A 19248-nucleotide genomic window follows, 5' to 3' on the forward strand; every position below is an offset into this window, starting at 1 on the left:
TATTTAACTTGGGGTTTGTATCGGCAGAAATAGGAATTCTGCTGATATGTCTTTGTAATGCATGGGTTTTCGGGCTTACGAACGGACGTACCTATACCAAGATTTCTAAAATTCCGCCACGGGAAATTGCCCTGGTATTGGGAACTTCTCCAAAGATGAGATCTGGCCTCTCCAATCCGTATTTTACGAAAAGAATGGATGCTGCAGCACTTCTTTATCATCATGGTAAAATCAAGCAGATTATTGTAAGCGGAGAAAAAAGCAGGGGATATAACGAGCCTGCTGCCATGAAAAATTACCTGGTTAATCAGGAAGGGGTTCCGGGAGACATCATCATAGAAGATCCGAAAGGATTCAACACCTATAAAAGCATTCTGCGCTGTAAAGATGTTTACAAAAAGAAAGATGTGATTATTGTATCACAGGGCTTTCATAATCTACGTGCCTTGTTTTTTGCAAGGAACAACACGATGAACGCCCTGGGTTTTGATGCGCAGGATGTCAACAAGCCGGAAAGTTACTACAGAAACCAATTCAGGGAAGTACTCGCCAGAGTGATTGCTGTAGTTTATTTCATACTGGGAATTTCTCCGGATTAGAAAGGATATCCAAACGCGATGTTCAATGTAGGTTTGAAAGGCTGGAAATTCTTAAACCTCCATCGGTCTCCATCAGGCTTATTCGGATCATAGATCTTATAGGCAAGATCAAGTCTGAAAGTAATGTAAGCTACATTTACCCTTAAACCAAACCCGCTTCCGATTCCCATTTGTCCCAAGAATTTATTGAATTTGAATTCATCACCGTAGCCGTCATTATAGTTTTTAAGGCTCCACGTATTCCCGATATCTGTAAATATAGCTCCTTCATACATTTCATTGAAAGGAATTCTATATTCAATGTTGGTAGTAAGCTTTACGTTGTCCGTCATATATGTACGCACTCTTTCATCCACCTGAGAATCTGCCGGACCCAATCCTCCGAATGCAACCCATGCTCTTATATCATTAGATCCACCGTTGAAATAAGACTTAATTACAGGCATATTCGTGGAGTTTCCGAAAGGAATACCCACCCCGATGAACTGGCGTAAAACCAGAGTCTGATTGCCGTTGAATTTAAAATATTTTCTGGTATCAATATCAAATTTCACGAACTGTGCGTAAGGAATCCCGAAAATAGTTCTTTGTGGGCTTGTTACAACACCACCTTCGTCCCTTTTTTGATTGAAGATGCTTAAAATGTTACCCGCAAGCTCCACTTTACCGTTAAAATAGAACGCATTCGGATAATCTTTTTTACCGATCTCATTGTAAACGAAATTATAGATCATTGACGAAATAAGGACATCCTGGGTCTGTCTGTCTTTATTGACCAGGGATCCCGTAAATGCTAAAATAAGATCCTGACCTTTTTTATCCAGTGTCTGTATGTATTCCGTATCTTGCAGAATCATTTGGGAGACATCATCAATACTGAGCTGTCCGGAAGTAAACTGCTGTTCAAGTCCGGGAGGTTTATAGGCAAAGTAGCTTGCAAACATATCTTTTCTTACAAGCTCATCATTACTGAAATAGTCATAATAAGCATCTTTGTTTTTTGTAAGACTCACCTGCGTATTGAAAAGGGTAAGTCTGTGTGAAACCTGATCATTGACGTTCGCCTGATAATTCAGTCCAGTATTGAAATTCACTCTTCCCAATCCAATATTATTCTGTATCGAAGCTCCTAAAAGAATAGAGGAGGTCGGGGTATATCTTTTAGGAAGGAGCTTATAATAGTTGAAAGGAAGCAGAAGTCTTGGGAAGTTAAGAGAAGCCTGCGCCGAAATTTCGTAAGCAAGATCCCTCTTATCAATATCTTTTGTACTTCTGATTGATCCGAATGTTCCGGAAATGCTTGTAGAAAGGTTTTCTGCCCCTCTGAAAACATTCCTTGTGGTAAGGTCTACAGAAGGGGATATCCCAAGGTTCAGAATTTGAGAATAATTGATATCTGTTCCCAGTTTCAACTCATATTTCGGAAGCGGTTTCAATAAATACAGAACGTCAACAATGCTGTCATTGGGTGAAATGCCACCTCCTCTTCTTAGAGAGTCTCTTGCCTTCAGAATACTGAAGTTATTCATCGCGATGAAGTTTCTCTTTGTAAGATCCAGAGCTTTCTGATCATACACCTTTTTACTGTCTACAATTACGGCTCTCCATAAAGAAGATGTTTTGTAGCTTTCGTCCATTTTATGGAACCTTATTCTTCTTAAACTGTCCTTAATGGTGTTTTTCGGAAAATCGCCGGCTTCGTTCACAATGGCCACATCAATATTTCCGATGGTTGCCACCTTATAAGGATGGTCCGCAGAATCTTTATGGATCTCCAGGGTAAGGGGAACCTGTTTTCTGCTTTTCAGGGAGTCTGCTACGAAGTAGATTTCTTCATTGGAATTATTAAACCTATAATATCCGTTTTCCCGCATCATCTCGGTAATTCTTGTCACTTCTTTTTCAAGAACGGTCTGGTCAAGTCTTTGCCCGGACCTTATCAGACTCTTGTCAAGTTTCTGCCAGTAGAGGCCTTTAACAGAGGGATCCGTAATATTGTAATAATAATCTTTAATATAGGTAGGATCATTATGCCTGATGAAATAATTTACGGCTGCTTTCTTGGAAGCAGAATCCATAGAATGTTTGAAAGTAACATCAGCATCCCAAAATCCCCTGTAAACAAGTCTCTTTTCAATAGACTCAGCACTTTTTTCACTTCTCGTCTGATCCAGAAGTACAGGCGGGGTTCCCCAGCTGTGAAGCAAACGGTCCAAAAACAATGTTTTTCCCACACTGCTTTTCATATCATATTTAATGAAAAGAGAATCTCTCAGCTTCTGATTTCTCATTTCACTGGGATAGGTCATATATTCGTTGAGTAAGGTATCATATTTAGGATTGGCCATATTATAAAATCCTAAACCCAACGGCATGAAAAGAAGTTGCTTTTTATTGGGCTTCTGCTGTACATAATCTTTCAGTTCCTCATCGAAAGATTCTTTCTTATCTTCAAACTTAAAGTTGTTCCTGGTAAGCAGATATTCACCGTCCGGAACTTTTTTAGTCGTACTGCAGGCATAAAGGAGACCAACAAATGTTGCAAATGAGATAATTTTATAATATTTTTGAGGAGAATTCATATAATGCTTACAGCTCATACAATAAAAATTTTACAGTCTTTAGATAAAAAGAAGTTCAGACAAAAATACAATTTGTTTTTGGTTGAAGGTAATAAAATCATTTGTGAACTTTCTGAATCTAATTTTAAAGTTAAAGAAATATTTTCTACCGATCCGCAAAAACTGGACCGGACAGATGTTCCGGTTATCCAGATCACTGAAAATGAGCTGAAAAAAATCAGTTTTCTTAAAACACCTAAAGATTCTGTAGCGGTTTGTTATCTTCCCGAAGAAGAAAAAATGCCGGACAGGGATGTCCAGTTGGTCCTGGATGGTATTCAGGATCCGGGTAATCTCGGAACCATTATCCGTCTGGCAGACTGGTTCGGGATAGAACAGATTATCTGCAGCGAAGATACCGTAGATGTTTACAATCCAAAAGTGATTCAGGCCACAATGGGCTCTTTCACCAGGGTCAATATCATTTATACAGATCTTGTTGAATATCTTTCGGAAACGGAAAATATCAATATCGGAACGGATATGGAAGGGGAAAATATCTATACTTTTGAAAAACCTGAAAAGCTCAATCTTATCCTTGGTAATGAAGGAAACGGAATGAGACCGGAGACGGAGAAACTTCTGCAAAAGTGCCTCACGATTCCTAGGTTTGGTAAATCCCAGTCTACAGAAAGCCTGAATGTTTCTATGGCAGCAGGAATTATTCTGGGGCAACTGTTTAGCAAATAGAAATTAGAAGTTAGAAGTTAGATATTAGAAATTAGTTGATGAAGCCTAAAGTATCACTATTAGCTTTTAAATAGCTGAAACTTCTAACCTCTACTATCTAACTTCTAGTTTTTATATCAACTGTTCCAGGCTGGAAACACTCTTGTTTTTTTGGTATACCTCCATCTTCTTTCTGACATATTTAAGGGCAATAGGAGCGAGGTAAATCATGGCCGCACCCAGAAGTTTTTTCTTCCAGTTGGGACTCCTCATGTTCTTTTTGGCGTAATTGCCGACCAGAGCAGTAATTCCCAGCTTTATCAGACTGTCTGTTATGTTACCGCCTAATGCAGTACTGGCAATTCCCACAGCCGTTTGTTTGTTGATGAACATATCTTTTACCTCGGAAGTCAGATGCCTGGCAATAACATCTTTTCGGAGAACTACTTTTTCATCACCGTCATCATCCACTTTTTCCTGCAGATACTGATCTGTAAGGCCATTGGTAAATGCACTCAGGCTTTCTTTTGTATTTTTAAAGGTAAGAAGGTTTTCCAGATCATTGATCTCGCTTTTAAGCAGTTTTTTCTTTCTTCTTAGTTCTTCGATGCTTTCGTAATTTCTGCCCATAGCTTAATGATTTAAAAATTTAATAACCTGATCCGCCACCATATTGACAATCTTATTTTTGAAAGCAATGATAAAGCCCATTACCACAACATAAAATCCGGCAACGATAAGAAAACCGTAAGAGGTATTATCCAGTGCTTTGCCGATAAGAAATGCCATTCCAAAATTAAAAAGGATAATAAAAAAAGTAAAAGCAACTAGCAGCACTACAAAGTAGGTAATGAGCCCTGCAGAAAGAGAGGATTTTTCAGTAGCTTCAATTTTCAGAAGATCTATTCTCTTTGATGCATATTCTTTAATAGTCTCTATCATTGTTTTTTTTTAAAGTTACAAAAAAAGGAACTTTTGCGCAAAAAGTTCCTTCCATAATTTACTCAAAAAATAAACTATTTATTTTTTAAGATCATTCAGTTCTGCTTCTACATCCTTTACTACGTCTGCAGTTTTGGAAACAATCTGATCTTTATATTTATCATATCCGTCCTTCACCGTATGGGCTACACTGTTGGCCGTTTCTTTGAAAGTAGAAGAGATATTACTATACTGATCTTTTACTTTTTCAGACACCTCACCATATTTGTTTTTAGCCTGGTCTTTTAGGTCACCTGCTTTATCTTTGATTTTTTTTCTTGTTTCTTTACCTTCTTCAGGCGCATAAAGCATTCCTAAGATTACACCTGCTGCAGCACCTGCAAGAAGTCCTGCCAATATACCTGCTGTATTTTTTCCGTTTTTCGACATTTTTAGCTTTTTTAATAGTTAATAAATATTAGTTTTCTGTGTTAAAATGTACAATTTGTATACCAAAGGAGGCGTTGTACTATTAAAAATTGTTAAATCTTTCGGATATAAGATAGGATAAGATCTATAGTTTCTTCTTTTGTAAGTTCCGTATTGTCGATAACAATAGCATCTTCAGCCTGTTTTAAAGGGGCTATTTCCCTTTCGCTGTCGATCTTGTCGCGATCTGTAAGGTTTTGTTTTACCTGTTCCCTGTCTGCCTGGATTCCCATTCCCGCCAACTCAAAATACCTTCTGTTGGTTCTTTCGTCAATACTGGCAGTAAGAAAGAATTTATAGTCCGCATTTGGCAGAACTACTGTCCCTATGTCACGTCCGTCCATGATAATGCCGCCTTTTTCTGCCAGCGAACGCTGTGAGTGAAGAAGAAAATCTCTTACTTCTTTCTGTTTTGCGACAATACTTACATTATCAGAAACTTCTGTGGTACGGATCTGTTTAGAAATATCGATATGATTCAGGTAAAGGATCAGTTCATTATCACTGTTCCTGAATTCAAGTTCGATCTGATGTAAAGAAGAAAAAAGTTTCTGAAGATCGATGGAGCCGTCCTCATTCATGCAGTTCTGTATGGCAAACCATGTAATTCCCCTGTAAAGTGCGCCGGTATCCAGATGTATAAGACCCAGTTTATCGGCAATGACTTTGGAGATTGAACTTTTTCCGGTAGACGAGTACCCATCGATAGCTATTACAGGTTTTTTCATACCGCAAATTTCAAGAATTTTTTTAAAAAATCAAGGTTGTACAGAAAAAAATCTATATTGTTATGTAAATTTTGTATTGAAATTATTCTCCTGCGTGGCTGCTAAGGTCCATAGAAACACCTATCTGGTTCACATTGGATGAGTTGTGATAACGGATATGGGCATAATCTATGCGGAACCTTCTTAGCTTAATTCCAAACCCGCCTGAAAGTCCGGAAAAGTTTCTTTGATCTGCTACAGCAAGCTCATTACCTCTTTTGGCATTATATCCAAGCCGGATATTGAACCCTTTCTCAGGGAAAAGTTCGGCTCCTATAGAAAAATGATCAGCCAGCTTTCTTCCGAAACCTACTTCCTGACCGTTCACATTATATTCCGAAGAAATATCAAACTGCTGAAGATCGTGGGCCGTAATGGTCACAGCAAGCGGAATGGCTTTTAGGATTCTGGTATATCCGAGATCTATTCTGAACGGAAGATTTTCTCTTGTTCCATTGAATGATTTGAGCTGAAAGCCAAAATTTCTCATGACAAGGGAAAGAACCTCTTTGTTTTTTTTATTATGGTAGGTGACTCCTGCAGTTCCGGAGATCGCAGAAGAAGTGTAATTATCAATCTTTGAAGTAATGAAATTGATGCCACCGCCAATGGTCCAGTCCTCTTCGAACTGGTAGGCATAGCCTGCGCCGATGGCTACATCTGAAGCTTTAAACTCGCCGTTTTGTTCACCGCTTTCATCGGTTCTGGGAATGCTTCCGTAGGTCATGTATCTGGCATTCACTGTAGCCATATGTCCATTATCAAAGTCTCTGGCATAAGCAACAGTTCCATATTTTGAGTCAGCAAGATAAGCTGCGGCATTTACTGAAAGCTGTTGGTCTGAATCTTTATTTAAGAGGGCCGGGTTTGCAATAGCAAAGGAAACATCATGATCTCTGATGGAAATTGCATCGCCACCTAGGGCAGCCTGTCTGGCAGATACAGGGATGTTTAAGAAAGGATAAACATTTGTTCCTGTTTGCGCATAAGAAACAATTCCTGACAGAAATAATGAAAAAATGACAATTTTCTTCAATTCAATTTATAATTAATGCAAAAATAATCCTTTTTCGTACTTATCAAAATATTTCTGACATTATTTCTGCGTAAATATTTTTCTTTATTCAATATTTTTAATGATTATATTTGCAAAATCAAATTTCGGAGAAAATTACTCCGGTAAAGCTTATTAAAAATTAAAGATGAAATATAAAAGAATCCTTCTGAAACTGAGTGGTGAGGCCTTAATGGGGAACAGACAATATGGTATAGACAATGAAAGACTGCAGGAATATGCTGCAGAAATCAAGAAAGTAGTAAAAAAAGGCTGCGAAGTTGCGATTGTTATTGGAGGAGGAAATATTTTCCGTGGAGTAGCAGGGGCTGCAAAAGGAATGGATAGAGTGCAGGGAGACTATATGGGAATGCTGGCAACAGTGATCAACGGAATGGCCCTTCAGGGAGCGTTGGAAGATGCAGGAATCAAAACCAGACTTCAGTCTGCAATTGAAATGGATAAAGTAGCTGAGCCTTTCATCAAAAGAAGAGCAGTAAGACACCTTGAAAAGGGCAGAGTAGTGATCTTCGGGGCAGGGACAGGAAACCCTTATTTTACAACGGATACGGCAGCAACTTTGAGAGCTATCGAGATCGGTGCAGATGTCATTTTAAAAGGAACGAGAGTAGACGGAATCTATGATATGGATCCTGAAAAGAATGCGGATGCTGTAAAATATAACTCACTGTCATTTGACGAGGTATATGCTAAAAATCTTAAGGTAATGGATATGACTGCCTTCACTTTAAGTCACGAAAATAAATTGCCGATCATTGTATTCGATATGAATAAGGACGGGAATTTAGAAAAAATCGTGGATGGTGAAAATGTAGGAACTTTAGTGGATTTGTAGGTGGCGGTTAGGTAATTTGAAAAATTTAAATATTTAATCATTTAAAGATTATTCATTACTAATCATTTATCACTTATAACTCATCATTTATAATAATGTGTAATTTATCAAATTTTAACTATATAATGGAAGAATTAGATCTTATATTAGAATCTGTAAAGCACGACATGGACGCCGCTGTAAAGCACTTGGATCATGCATTTCAAAGAATTAGAGCAGGACGTGCTTCTACGTCAATGGTTCAGGATGTAATGGTGGAATATTACGGGGCTCCGACTCCTCTGAACCAGGTTGCGAACGTTTCTGTACCGGATGCCATGACTATTTCTATTCAGCCTTGGGACAGAACTGCTATTGGTGCTATTGAGAAAGCGATCATCAATTCAAATTTAGGTTTTGCACCTTCTAATAACGGGGAAAATATTATTCTTAACGTTCCGCCTTTAACAGAGGAAAGAAGAAGAGAACTGGCTAAACAGGCTAAAGGAGAAACTGAAGACACTAAAATCGTTGTAAGAAACGCAAGACAAAACGGGATCAAAGAACTGAAGAAACTTGAAGGAGTTTCTGAAGATGTAATCAAAGGCGTTGAAGAAGAAATTCAGGCACTGACAGACAAGCATGTAAAACTTTGTGACGAGCATCTTAAGACGAAAGAAGCTGAAATTATGAAAGTATAATTTTGGATTTAAAAATAAAAAAGAGGTTTCTTATGAAGCCTCTTTTTGTTTTAAAGACATTGTATTTTTCCTTTCTCATCCTTATGTTTCCATAAAGACTGATAAGTTTTCAACAGTTCATCTGTCTTGCATTTAATTTCTTTTCCGGAGATTTGATCGGCAATATTTTTTTCTTTGTTATCCGATCTTATACTGTATTTCTTTTCAAGGCATTTCAGCGGTTTATTATCCTGAAGATAGATGCGTGTTTCTGTAATATCATCTTTAGTAATAGGTTTTTCCGGAGTTCCGCCATCAAAGTTCCACACGATTTCTTGTCTGAATATGAAGAAGGGTTCTCCGTTTTTGATGAAATATTTTTCAGATGCTGAAAAATGGCTGTGTTCAGCATAAAAATGTTCTATCACTTTAATTCCATCCTTATCCGAAAAGAAAGTAACCTTTCCTGAAGGCTCTTCGTTACAATTGTATGTAAAACCGTTGGAACTAAGTTTTTTTGCCTCCAGTTGCCTCTGCAGGACACCATATTTCTTTTTGATTTCGGTTATAGGATCAGCTGCATTTTTCCGGAGTGAATCCTTTTTTACAATCATACTGTCCATGGAAACGGGTGTTGTAGGAGCCGTTTTATCTTTGTCATTTTTACATGAAAAAGGAAGAAACAAAACAGCTGTGATGAATATTGTTTTCATATAATATTGATTTGATGGTTTATAAAATTACAAAAATTCTCCAGCTACAAAAAAAGAGACTCTCAATGGAAAGTCTCTGTTTATTTTTTATTTACAATTCTCGTTGTAATCTGTGATCACTTCCTCCACAATTTCCGGGACATTGGACATGACGTCATCAATCTGGCTTTTGATCAGCTTTCCTAATCCGGATCTTTTCTTTTCGTCGTTTTTAAGAGAAGCGTAGGAACCGCTTGTTAACTTCCCTTTTGCATAGCTGCAGTCTGAAATGATCATTTTGGCTTTGGCTAAAGTCAGCTCCTCAATTTTACCTCCTCTTTTAGAGTAGATGTAAGAAGGGGAATTTCTCATTCTTTCTGTTTCCTTTTCGGCTACCGCGATCTGGCCGCCGGCAGAGAATGTAGTAGGGTAGCCATATAACTTATAGACTTTGATTTTACCGTCTTTTACCACTTCTGCAAACTGATTGCTTTTTGTAAGGTTGTTGAATGCTTTGATATTCCCGCTTAAACCTCCGGTAGCTGTATTGAAACCTTCTTTGGTGTTCGTGTACTTGATCATTTCAAAGTGCCTTTCATCATTGTTTTCATCAAAAGCAACATATTCTTTAATATCGTCCGGATCAAGGGTCTTGAACTTTTGTTTCTTTTTAGACTTGTCGATCTCCGAAACCGCAACGAATTTTACTTTTTTCTGATTGCTCCACGGGCTCATGGCATCTCCGTTCAGTCTTACAATCCCTTCAATTTTCTTTCCGCTTTTATCGATGATATAGCCGTATTTTTCGTCGGTTCTCAATTCATAATCCGTGTTGTCTTCCTGGGCATAGGCATTGAAAGATATCAATGTAAACAGGCTTAATACTAATACTTTCTTCATGTAATTATCGTTTTTAACAAATTTTTGTAAATATAGCTTTTTAAACCTTATGGCGAACGAATGAATACCACAGCTTAAACAAAAAAGACCCGGAATTTCCGGGCCTGAATATCTTTAAATGATTAAATTCTAAAATCTTTTAATAAAATTTACTGATATCTCTGATGTTCTTTGCTTTTCGAGAATCTCTTAGTGATCGGCTTGAACAGTGCTTTATATTTTTCAGCATCAAACAGCTGTGAGTCGGTAAGCGCTTTGTAGGTCATCCATACTCCAAAAGGCAGAAGGATAAGGTTAGGAAGCCACGCAGCCAGATAAGGATCCATTCCGCCTCCCCATGCAATGTTTTCAATACCGAGGTTCATCACATAAAAAACAATGAAAATAACGATGGCAATAATTACGGGAAGTCCCATTCCCCCTTTTCTGATGATGGATCCTAAGCTGGCTCCGATCAGGAAAAAGATGATACACGTTACGGAATAAGATATAATCCGCTGCTGGTAAATAACGACCTTGCTGAAGTATTTCACATTGGAGCTGAATTCACTCTTTTTACCCATCGATGTAGATTTCAGATTATCCAGTCTGTTGTAGGCATTAGCAATGATCTCCAGCTTTTTTTGTTCTTTCACAGTGTCCAGTTTGATCTGTTGTTTCGCCACTGCTTTGGATTTTGTTTTATCCATATAGTTGATCACGGAATTGGTCTGGCTCAAAACATCGGCACCGATATTTGAAAAGAAAGTAGCATTTTCTTTCTTATTTTTAGCAACCGTTCCGTTAAGCTGTCCATATGTCTGAAAACGGTAATCGTCCGTGATCTGTTCCTTTTCAATGGCCTTATTAATAATCTCACTGATGTCAAAATGTGACACTAAAGTATCAAATTTGATGGACTGATCCGGCTGTTTAAGCCTTACATTCTCTCCCTTTCCTGCGAAATTGTCTTCAAGTATATAACCGTTATAAAGCTCCAGTTTCAGATAGTTTTTATTGGCTGCAGGAACAAATTTTCCTTTTTCTGCCACAATAGACTGCTGATTTTCATACGTGCCGGCTTTTCTATGTATAAAAACCCCTTCAATGCTTTCACCGTTCTCACCATTAATCTTGTCAAACTTTACCATATATCCCGGAATCTGATCGATGAACTGTCCGGGGGTGAAATTAAGTGCGGGTTTGGTTTGTGCAATATTGAAAAGCATATTCTTTGCCTTCTTCTGGAAATCCGGAATGATATTATTAGAGAAAAAGAAAAGCATGACTGCCAGTATGATTGATACTCCCATCAGGGGCGCCATTACTCTTGTCAGGGAAATTCCTGCTGCTTTCATCGCTGCGAGTTCATACCGTTCCCCAAATTCACCGAAGGACATGATACTCGCCAAAAGGATCGTAAGCGGCAGTACCATACTGATAACACTTACCCCAAGGTAAAAAAGAAGTTTAAGGATCTGCCAGTAGCTTAATCCTTTTCCCATGAACTGCCCAAGCTGAACCCAGATAATGTTTACAATAAAGATGAAAAACAAAACGCTGAATATAAAGAAAAACGGTCCAAAGAAGGTTTTTATGATATATCGGTCTAGTATTTTTAACATGCGCCAAAATTAATCAAAAAGCCACAAAGTTGTACTTGTGGCTCTTATATTTTTATTACTTTTTATTTAACAGGGGAAAAGCAAATCACTCCTTTCCGTCTTTCCCCATTTAAAGCTCTGTGATCACGTAGTTTTTAAACTTATTTTTGTCAAAAACGAACATATTGGAATCCAGTGTCTGGTTTTCTTTGTATTCCTTGATGGCAATTACAGCTACATCTTTATTATTTCCGTGCTGCTCCAGTTTTACCATCTGTTTTTTTGCAGAATCTACAAAAAGATATACGTGTTGAATTCCGTTAGATTTTATCGGGGTTAGTTTAATGAAATCTGCATTCACTCCGTTTACATTCTTTTTCCCGTTATAGGTGACGTTATAATCATTTCTGTAGGTTGAAAGATAATTGATAGGGGAGAACATGCTGCTGCTTCCGTTAGGCTTTGCAATGGTTACTTCCATATCATCTGCATTAATATTGTAGATTTTACTTCCGTCAAAGATCTGTTCCGTATCCATGATCTTCAGCTTGTATTTATCCCCTGCGGAATAGTAAATTCCCGGTTCTGTTTTGGTTACCTGTCCGTTCACGCCGGTTCCGAAAGAAAACTTGAAGTAAGAGTTCTTTTTAGATTTGTAGTTGGCTGTGATGTCGTCGAGAATTTTTTTAGCTTTTGCATCAATTTTCTGTGCCTGGACAAATCCTACAGCACCTATTAAAAAACTTCCGGCTATAACTTTTGAAATAATATTTTTCATTTTCTTATTTAATAAACTTTAAACATTCTAATGCTTCAAGGTTTAATTTATAAAGCATTTTCCTTTAACTACGCAAATCTTCCAAAAACTGTTCCAAAGAATGCAGGTCACTGATAATCACCTCTCTTGCTTTTGCTCCGTTAAATCCTCCTACAATACCGGTGGCTTCAAGCTGGTCCATAATTCTTCCTGCTCTGTTATAGCCCAGTTTCAGCTGTCTCTGTAACATAGAAGTAGATCCCTGCTGTGTAGAAACAATGATTCTTGCGGCTTCTTCAAATAAGGCATCCTTTTCATTCGGATCAAAAGCACCTACCGTGCTTGTGGAATCTTCGGAAACAAATTCCGGAAGAAGGAATGCGGATGAGTAACCTTTCTGCTCGCCGATATATTCTGCCAGTCTTTCCACTTCCGGTGTATCTACAAAAGCACACTGAAGTCTTAAGATCTCATTTCCGTTGAAATAAAGCATATCACCTTTACCAATTAACTGGTCTGCACCCGGAGAATCCAGAATTGTTCTGGAATCCACACTGGAAATTACTCTGAAGGCAGCTCTGGCAGGGAAGTTGGCCTTGATCATACCCGTAATTACATTTACAGAAGGTCTCTGTGTAGCCACAATAAGGTGGATTCCTACGGCTCTTGCAAGCTGTGCGAGTCTGGCAATCGGAAGTTCCACTTCTTTTCCTGCTGTCATGATCAAATCCGCAAACTCATCCACTACCAAAACAATGTATGGTAAATAACGGTGTCCGTTTTCAGGATTTAATTTTCTTTCTGTAAACTTTTTATTGTATTCCTTTAAATTCTTACAGAATGCATTTTTTAGAAGATCATATCTGGTATCCATCTCTACACAAAGAGAGTTCAGGGTATTGATTACTTTATTTGTGTCTGTAATGATGGCTTCATCTGCATCCGGAAGTTTAGCCAGATAATGTCTTTCAATTTTTGAATATAATGAAAGCTCTACTTTTTTAGGGTCCACCATAACGAATTTCAGTTCGCTCGGATGTTTTTTGTAAAGAAGAGAAGTAAGAATGGCATTAATTCCTACAGATTTACCCTGTCCTGTAGCACCAGCCATCAGTAAGTGAGGCATTTTTGAAAGATCGGCCATGAATACCTCATTAGAAATGGTTTTCCCGAACACCACGGGAAGATCCATATCGGTATTCTGGAATTTGTGAGAAGCAATAACCGAACGCATGGAAACCATGGTAGGATTTTTTCTCGGCACTTCAATTCCTATTGTTCCTTTTCCGGGCATTGGAGCAATGATCCTGATTCCTAAAGCAGAAAGATTCAGAGCAATATCATCCTGAAGTTTTTTAATAGCCGCCACTCTGATTCCGGCTTCCGGAACAATTTCATATAAAGTAACCGTTGGTCCTATCGTTGCCTTGATCTCGGAAATACCGACATTGAAGTTCTTTAAAAGGCCTACAATCTTATTTTTATTTTCTTCTAATTCTTCCTGATTAATTGAGATTTCTTCGCTGCCATAATCTTTCAGCAATTCCACTGTAGGCATCTGGAAACCTGCCAGATCAAGTTTATGATCATAAAGGCCGTGTTTTTCTACCAGTTCCTGGGATTTTCTGTCCGAATCATCCAATACATCTATCACCGGAGCGATCTCTACATTAAATTTAATGTTGTCCTGAGGTTGGGTGGAAACTGGTGGAACCGGACTAACAGCCGGACTTACCGGGGTCATATCAAAAGCCTGCTCCGGCGTTGAAGTAGGTACAGAAGGTTTTGCATTCAGATTTAAGCTGACAGGCTTTTCTTCCTCTTCAAAAGAAGTCTGATTAGGCGTTACGATAGTGTCCAGATCTGCTACAGGCTGAACTTCAGGAAAACCTTTAGGAACACTTACCGGTTCCTGTTCTTCAGTTTTAGCCTTATTCGGAACATCTGTAACGGTAACATTAAGCCCTGCTTCTTCAGCTTCCTCCTGGAGTTCGTCGTCTGCTTCAAAGTTTTCTTCTGAGCTTGGTATCATGGATTTTACTTTACCGATTGTACTGTCGTTAATCTTGTCCAGCTTAGCTTTAATAGAGCTCGGACGAAGATTGAATTCCAAAATGAAATATAAAAGAATGCTTGAAACAAGGACCACCCAAAGTCCTACAGGTCCGATAATGGCGTTCAGATAGTCCATGATCTGGTACCCGTAAACACCACCCAAAACACCTTGCCCTTTAGTTACCGCTCCCATAAAAATAGGAAGCCAGCAGATAAAAAATAAAGAATGTCCGATGGTTTTCCATGGCTTAAAGGTCCTTTTTTTAAGAATTAAGGTTCCCACAACCAAAAATAAGAAGGCAATGATAAATGATGCGATCCCGATGCTTTCGAATATGAAAATATTTCCCAGCCAGTCGCCCACCTTCCCAAAGATATTTGACGATTTTATAGTTTTGTCGGTCATGGTTCCTGCCTGGCTCTGATCTGCTTTCCAGTTCATCAAATAAGAGACGAACGAAAATGCCAGAACGACAGAGAAAAGTATAAAGGTAAGCCCGAAAAATATGCGCGGCTTAGATAATATTCTGCCTTTGTCAGGCGATTCGGTCTGTTTTGTCTGTGTCTTTTTATCCATAATATCAATGTGGCAAATTTAATGTTTTTTCAACATTAATAGAATCTTTTTTTCTTCAAAAAGATAGCGTAATTTAGGGTTATTTTTTAAAATTATACAGCGTTTTTAAGACATTTTTTTTGCTGAAATGTACTACAATAGGTGCTTTCGACCTAACTCAAAAAGTAAGCAGCTATTGCTCCACTAATTTTGTTCCATAAAATTTAAAAGCGTAAAATCATGAAAAAATCCTGTCAGAAATGCTCTGGCATTTTACGTAACCTTATTTATATTAACAATATTACATTAAAAATATTTCGACTGGCGCTGAGAATACCAGTAAAACTGGCTTCTTATTAATATCACGGTTCTTAAGAAAATAGAAAGAAAAGGTCTTGAGGGAAAAATTACTGTTTACCAAGGCTTATTTAAATTAAAGGATAGAAGATCTCAATCATAAGGATAGGTAAATTATATCCTGAATTTCATGATCTTAAAAATTGAATTTTCTTTAATGAATTTTACATTATTAAGAATGGTTCAAAATAACCTAAATAGGCTTTTAAATGACAAAAAACAGCTTTTTTTAGCCTCTTTGTTGTTTATCATCCTTATTTTTGCATGTCAAGTAAAATAAATCATGAAGAAGCTCCAAGATATTCTTATCTCAACCAGAACAATGGCTGTGCTGTTACTGGTGTATGCATTTGCGATGGCTTATGCAACGTTCTTAGAAAACGACTACGGAACTCCTACAGCTAAAGCTCTAATTTATGAAGCAAAATGGTTTGAATTAATCATGTTTCTGCTCATTCTCAACTTCATAGGAAATATCGCACGGTATCGTCTCTGGAGAAGAGAAAAATGGCCAGTTCTGGTATTTCACCTTTCTTTTATCCTTATTTTTATAGGGGGTGCTATTACAAGATACATCAGTTTTGAAGGAACCATGCACATCAGAGAAGGTGAAACTTCCAATGAGATTGTGACTGACAAGAATTTCTTTAAGATCCAGGTCGAAGAGAAAGGAGATGTTCTTAATTATCAGGATGTTCCTTATCTGATGTCTCCACTGCATAAAGACTTTAAGGCTACCTATGATTTCCACGGAAAGGAGATAAAGGTGTTTACAAAAGACTATATCCAGAGAAAAAAAGACAGTTTAATTGCTGAGCCCAACGGTGCAGAATACCTTCACCTGGTATCTACCGGAACTACCGGAAGACAGAATATTTACATCAAACCGGGAGAGACAAAATCCATCAACGGAACTTTGGTAACGTTCAACAGAGCAATTGAAGGTGCTGTGGAATTCAAAAAGGAAGATGGAAAACTGTTCATCAAAACACCTGTTGATGCAGCCTTTATGACCATGGCGACACAGGCTACCGGAAGCACCAAGAAAGATGAATTCCAGCCTTTGGTCCTGAGAAGCTTATATACCATCAACGAATTGAAACTGGTTGTTCCGGAAGGTCTTAAAAAAGGAAGACTGATGGCTTTTGAAGGGGATAAAAAGAAAGATGCCATGGTACCCGATGTAATGAGAATAGAACTTCAGGGGCCAAAAACAAAACAAATGGTAGACCTTTCCGTGGAAAAAGGAAATCCGAATGCATACAAGCAGGTGACAATGGACGGTCTGAATATTATGGTAGGTTTCGGACCTAAAGTATACAATACACCTTTTGCACTGAAACTGGATGACTTCGTGATGGAAACCTATCCGGGAAGTACCTCTCCAAGTGCTTACGAAAGCCACGTAAAGATTATTGATGAAGGAAAAGAAACCCCTTATAAAATTTACATGAACCACGTTCTTAACCATAAAGGTTACCGTTTCTTCCAGTCAAGTTTTGATCCCGATAGAATGGGGACAGTACTTTCTGTAAACCATGATTTCTGGGGAACAATTATTTCTTACATCGGATACGGACTTCTGTTCTTAGGGATGTTTGTGATCTTCTTCTGGAAAGGAACTCACTTCTGGAAACTCAATAAAATGCTGACTGATGTTAACAAAAAGAAGACAGCAGCAGTCGTTTTAGTGCTATTAAGTTTAGGCTTAAATGCACAGAAAATTGAAACACACGGGACCACTGACGGAAGCAGGGAACATGTACATGTAGAAGGTGATGGGCATACCCATGCACCGGCTCCGTCTGTCCAGCCGCTTGATGGCGCTGCTCCAAAACAGAACTCTCTGGCAACACCAATGAACAAAATGAGATCTATCTCTCCGGATGAAATCATTGCAAGAAACAGAATCAGCAAAGAACATGCGGACAAATTCGGATATCTTCTGGTTCAGAATTTTGAAGGCAGAATTGTTCCTATCAACACGGAGGCTCTGGATGTTTTAAGGAAATTATATAAGAAAGACGAATTCAAGGGAACAGATGGAAAGTCTCTTACGGCTAACCAATGGTTCCTGTCGATCAATACAGATACACCAAGCTGGACTATGGTTCCTATGATCAAAGTAGGAACAAAAGGAGGTGACGAATTAAAAAATAAAACAAAGGCCGATGATGAAGGATACACTTCACTGATGAACCTTTTCCCGGCAGATGCTAACGGTAATCTTACCTATATCCTGGAACATGATTACAATACGGCATTCCGTAAAAAACCTTCAGAACAGACCAATTATGATAAAGAAGTAATTTCTGTAAACGAAAGAGTGCAGATCTTCAACGAATTTTTCAGCGGTCAGTTTATGAGAATCGTTCCTGTAAAAAATGATGCCAACCATACATGGCATTCTTGGCTGGATCAGAAATTCGAGCCGGATATGGAATCTCAGCAGGTAATGGGGCCTTATTTTGCGGAAGCTCTTAACGCTCAGAAAACAGGGAACTGGAGCAAGGCAGATGCTGAACTGGCAAAACTTTCAGATTATCAGCAGAAGTGGGGTAAGGCAGTAGTTCCTGCAAAATCTAAAGTAGATCTTGAGGTCTTCATGAACAAAGTGAATATCAACTTCAAATTATTGATTTTCTATACTATAATAGGCGGACTGTTATTGATCTTAGGATTTGTAGAATTATTTAAGTCAAATAAAATTTTAAATAAAACAATCAAGGTAATCATTGCTATAGGTTTGGTTGGGTATTTATGCCACTTCCTAGGCCTTGTAGCAAGATGGTATATTTCAGGACACGCGCCTTGGAGTAACGGATATGAAGCGATTATCTTTATTTCCTGGGTCGGTATTACGGCAGGACTTGTTCTCTACAGGAACGCCAATGCTCTGATTCCTGCCGCAGGATTCATGGTGGCGGTTATTATGATGGGATTTGCGCACGGAGGTTCAGCGCTTGATCCGCAGATTACACCGCTTGTTCCGGTACTGAAATCTTACTGGCTGATTGTTCACGTAGCCATTATTACATCAAGTTACGGATTCTTTGCCCTGTCGATGATTATTGCTGTAATCTGTTTGGTATTCTTTATTATTGCCAACAAGGATACCCACAAGCTTCACCACGATACAACCCTAAAAGAATTAACTATCGTTTCTGAAATGTCACTGACGATCGGTCTTTTTGCTTTAACCGTAGGAAATTTCTTAGGAGGTATCTGGGCCAACGAATCATGGGGAAGATACTGGAGCTGGGACCCGAAAGAAACATGGGCTTTCATTTCCATCATGGTATACGCATTCGTATTGCACATGAGATTGGTTCCGGGATTAAGAAGCAGATGGGCATTCCACGTGGCAACCATGTTTGCATTCTGTTCTATGGTCATGACGTACTTCGGGGTTAATTATTACCTGAGCGGACTTCACTCCTACGCAGCTGGAGATCCGGTTCCGGTTCCGGCCTGGGTATATATCGGATTAGGAACAATGCTCCTTTTATCAGCAGTTTCTTACTTCAGATTTAAAGCATTAACGAAGAAATAAAACGTTTACAACATAACAACTGAAATCCTGGAATTTATTTTCCGGGATTTTTTTGTTACGGGATGCGGGGCCGGGTTTTCAGTTTTGAGTTATGAATAATGAGTCTGTTGTAAGATCGGGAATGCTGCCTGCAATGTCTATGGATCACCAATTTATCTGG

The 19248-nt window shown here is 38.4% G+C and carries 16 protein-coding genes; 5 read left to right on the plus strand and 11 right to left on the minus strand.

Annotated features, from left to right (window positions below):
* The first annotated feature begins 8 nt into the window (after positions 1-8).
* Positions 9-599, plus strand: coding sequence for a SanA/YdcF family protein (locus J4Q03_RS14790; protein WP_426048909.1), 591 nt, complete (start codon positions 9-11; stop codon positions 597-599).
* Here the strand turns inward: J4Q03_RS14790 and J4Q03_RS14795 are convergent.
* Entirely contained in the window at positions 596-3199 is a 2604-nt protein-coding gene (locus J4Q03_RS14795) for a BamA/TamA family outer membrane protein (RefSeq protein WP_426048910.1), read from the minus strand. The genes J4Q03_RS14790 and J4Q03_RS14795 overlap by 4 nt on opposite strands.
* Between J4Q03_RS14795 and J4Q03_RS14800 the strand changes: the two genes are divergently transcribed.
* Positions 3185-3910, plus strand: a complete 726-nt coding sequence (locus J4Q03_RS14800) for a TrmH family RNA methyltransferase (RefSeq protein WP_426048911.1) — start codon at positions 3185-3187, stop codon at positions 3908-3910. The genes J4Q03_RS14795 and J4Q03_RS14800 overlap by 15 nt on opposite strands.
* 111 nt (positions 3911-4021) lie before the next feature.
* Here J4Q03_RS14800 and J4Q03_RS14805 read toward each other — a convergent pair whose 3' ends face one another.
* From J4Q03_RS14805 to porQ, 5 genes are all read right to left on the minus strand, one after another.
* Positions 4022-4519, minus strand: coding sequence for a phosphoribosyl-ATP pyrophosphatase (locus tag J4Q03_RS14805; RefSeq protein ID WP_426048912.1), 498 nt, complete (start codon positions 4517-4519; stop codon positions 4022-4024).
* A 3-nt stretch (positions 4520-4522) separates the two neighbouring features.
* Positions 4523-4831, minus strand: a complete 309-nt coding sequence (locus tag J4Q03_RS14810; RefSeq protein ID WP_111953196.1) for a phage holin family protein — start codon at positions 4829-4831, stop codon at positions 4523-4525.
* Positions 4832-4909: 78 nt separating this feature from the next.
* Entirely contained in the window at positions 4910-5260 is a 351-nt protein-coding gene (locus tag J4Q03_RS14815) for a YtxH domain-containing protein (RefSeq protein ID WP_034707904.1), read from the minus strand.
* A gap of 92 nt (positions 5261-5352) precedes the next feature.
* A complete protein-coding gene (gene cmk / locus J4Q03_RS14820; RefSeq protein ID WP_426048913.1) occupies positions 5353-6027 on the minus strand; it encodes a (d)CMP kinase in 675 nt (224 codons plus the stop codon).
* 82 nt (positions 6028-6109) lie between these two features.
* The gene (gene porQ, locus J4Q03_RS14825; protein WP_426048914.1) at positions 6110-7102 is read right to left on the minus strand and encodes a type IX secretion system protein PorQ; all 993 of its coding nucleotides are present in this window, start codon (positions 7100-7102) and stop codon (positions 6110-6112) included.
* 166 nt (positions 7103-7268) lie between these two features.
* Here porQ and pyrH point away from each other — a divergent pair, with 166 nt between their 5' ends.
* A complete protein-coding gene (gene pyrH, locus J4Q03_RS14830) occupies positions 7269-7976 on the plus strand; it encodes a UMP kinase (protein ID WP_111953202.1) in 708 nt (235 codons plus the stop codon).
* A 125-nt stretch (positions 7977-8101) separates the two neighbouring features.
* Positions 8102-8656 (plus strand): ribosome recycling factor, encoded by a 555-nt coding sequence (gene frr / locus J4Q03_RS14835; protein ID WP_426048915.1) that lies wholly within the window; start codon positions 8102-8104, stop codon positions 8654-8656.
* A 50-nt stretch (positions 8657-8706) separates the two neighbouring features.
* Here frr and J4Q03_RS14840 read toward each other — a convergent pair whose 3' ends face one another.
* The 5 genes from J4Q03_RS14840 to J4Q03_RS14860 all read right to left on the minus strand — a co-directional run bounded on the left by J4Q03_RS14840 (position 8707) and on the right by J4Q03_RS14860 (position 15199).
* On the minus strand, positions 8707-9348 hold the full coding sequence (locus J4Q03_RS14840; protein ID WP_426048916.1) for a hypothetical protein: 642 nt from the start codon (positions 9346-9348) through the stop codon (positions 8707-8709).
* 87 nt (positions 9349-9435) lie between these two features.
* Positions 9436-10227, minus strand: a complete 792-nt coding sequence (locus tag J4Q03_RS14845) for a hypothetical protein (protein ID WP_426048917.1) — start codon at positions 10225-10227, stop codon at positions 9436-9438.
* Positions 10228-10376: 149 nt separating this feature from the next.
* Positions 10377-11831 (minus strand): LptF/LptG family permease, encoded by a 1455-nt coding sequence (locus J4Q03_RS14850; RefSeq protein ID WP_426048918.1) that lies wholly within the window; start codon positions 11829-11831, stop codon positions 10377-10379.
* A gap of 109 nt (positions 11832-11940) precedes the next feature.
* The gene (locus J4Q03_RS14855) at positions 11941-12588 is read right to left on the minus strand and encodes a LolA family protein (protein ID WP_426048919.1); all 648 of its coding nucleotides are present in this window, start codon (positions 12586-12588) and stop codon (positions 11941-11943) included.
* 64 nt (positions 12589-12652) lie between these two features.
* The gene (locus J4Q03_RS14860) at positions 12653-15199 is read right to left on the minus strand and encodes a DNA translocase FtsK 4TM domain-containing protein (protein ID WP_426048920.1); all 2547 of its coding nucleotides are present in this window, start codon (positions 15197-15199) and stop codon (positions 12653-12655) included.
* 619 nt (positions 15200-15818) lie between these two features.
* Between J4Q03_RS14860 and ccsB the strand changes: the two genes are divergently transcribed.
* On the plus strand, positions 15819-19088 hold the full coding sequence (gene ccsB, locus J4Q03_RS14865) for a c-type cytochrome biogenesis protein CcsB (protein ID WP_426048921.1): 3270 nt from the start codon (positions 15819-15821) through the stop codon (positions 19086-19088).
* Positions 19089-19248: the final 160 nt, after the last annotated feature.

The sequence above is a fragment of the Chryseobacterium sp. NFX27 genome (genome assembly GCF_049887855.1).
Classification (GTDB): Bacteria; Bacteroidota; Bacteroidia; order Flavobacteriales; family Weeksellaceae; genus Chryseobacterium.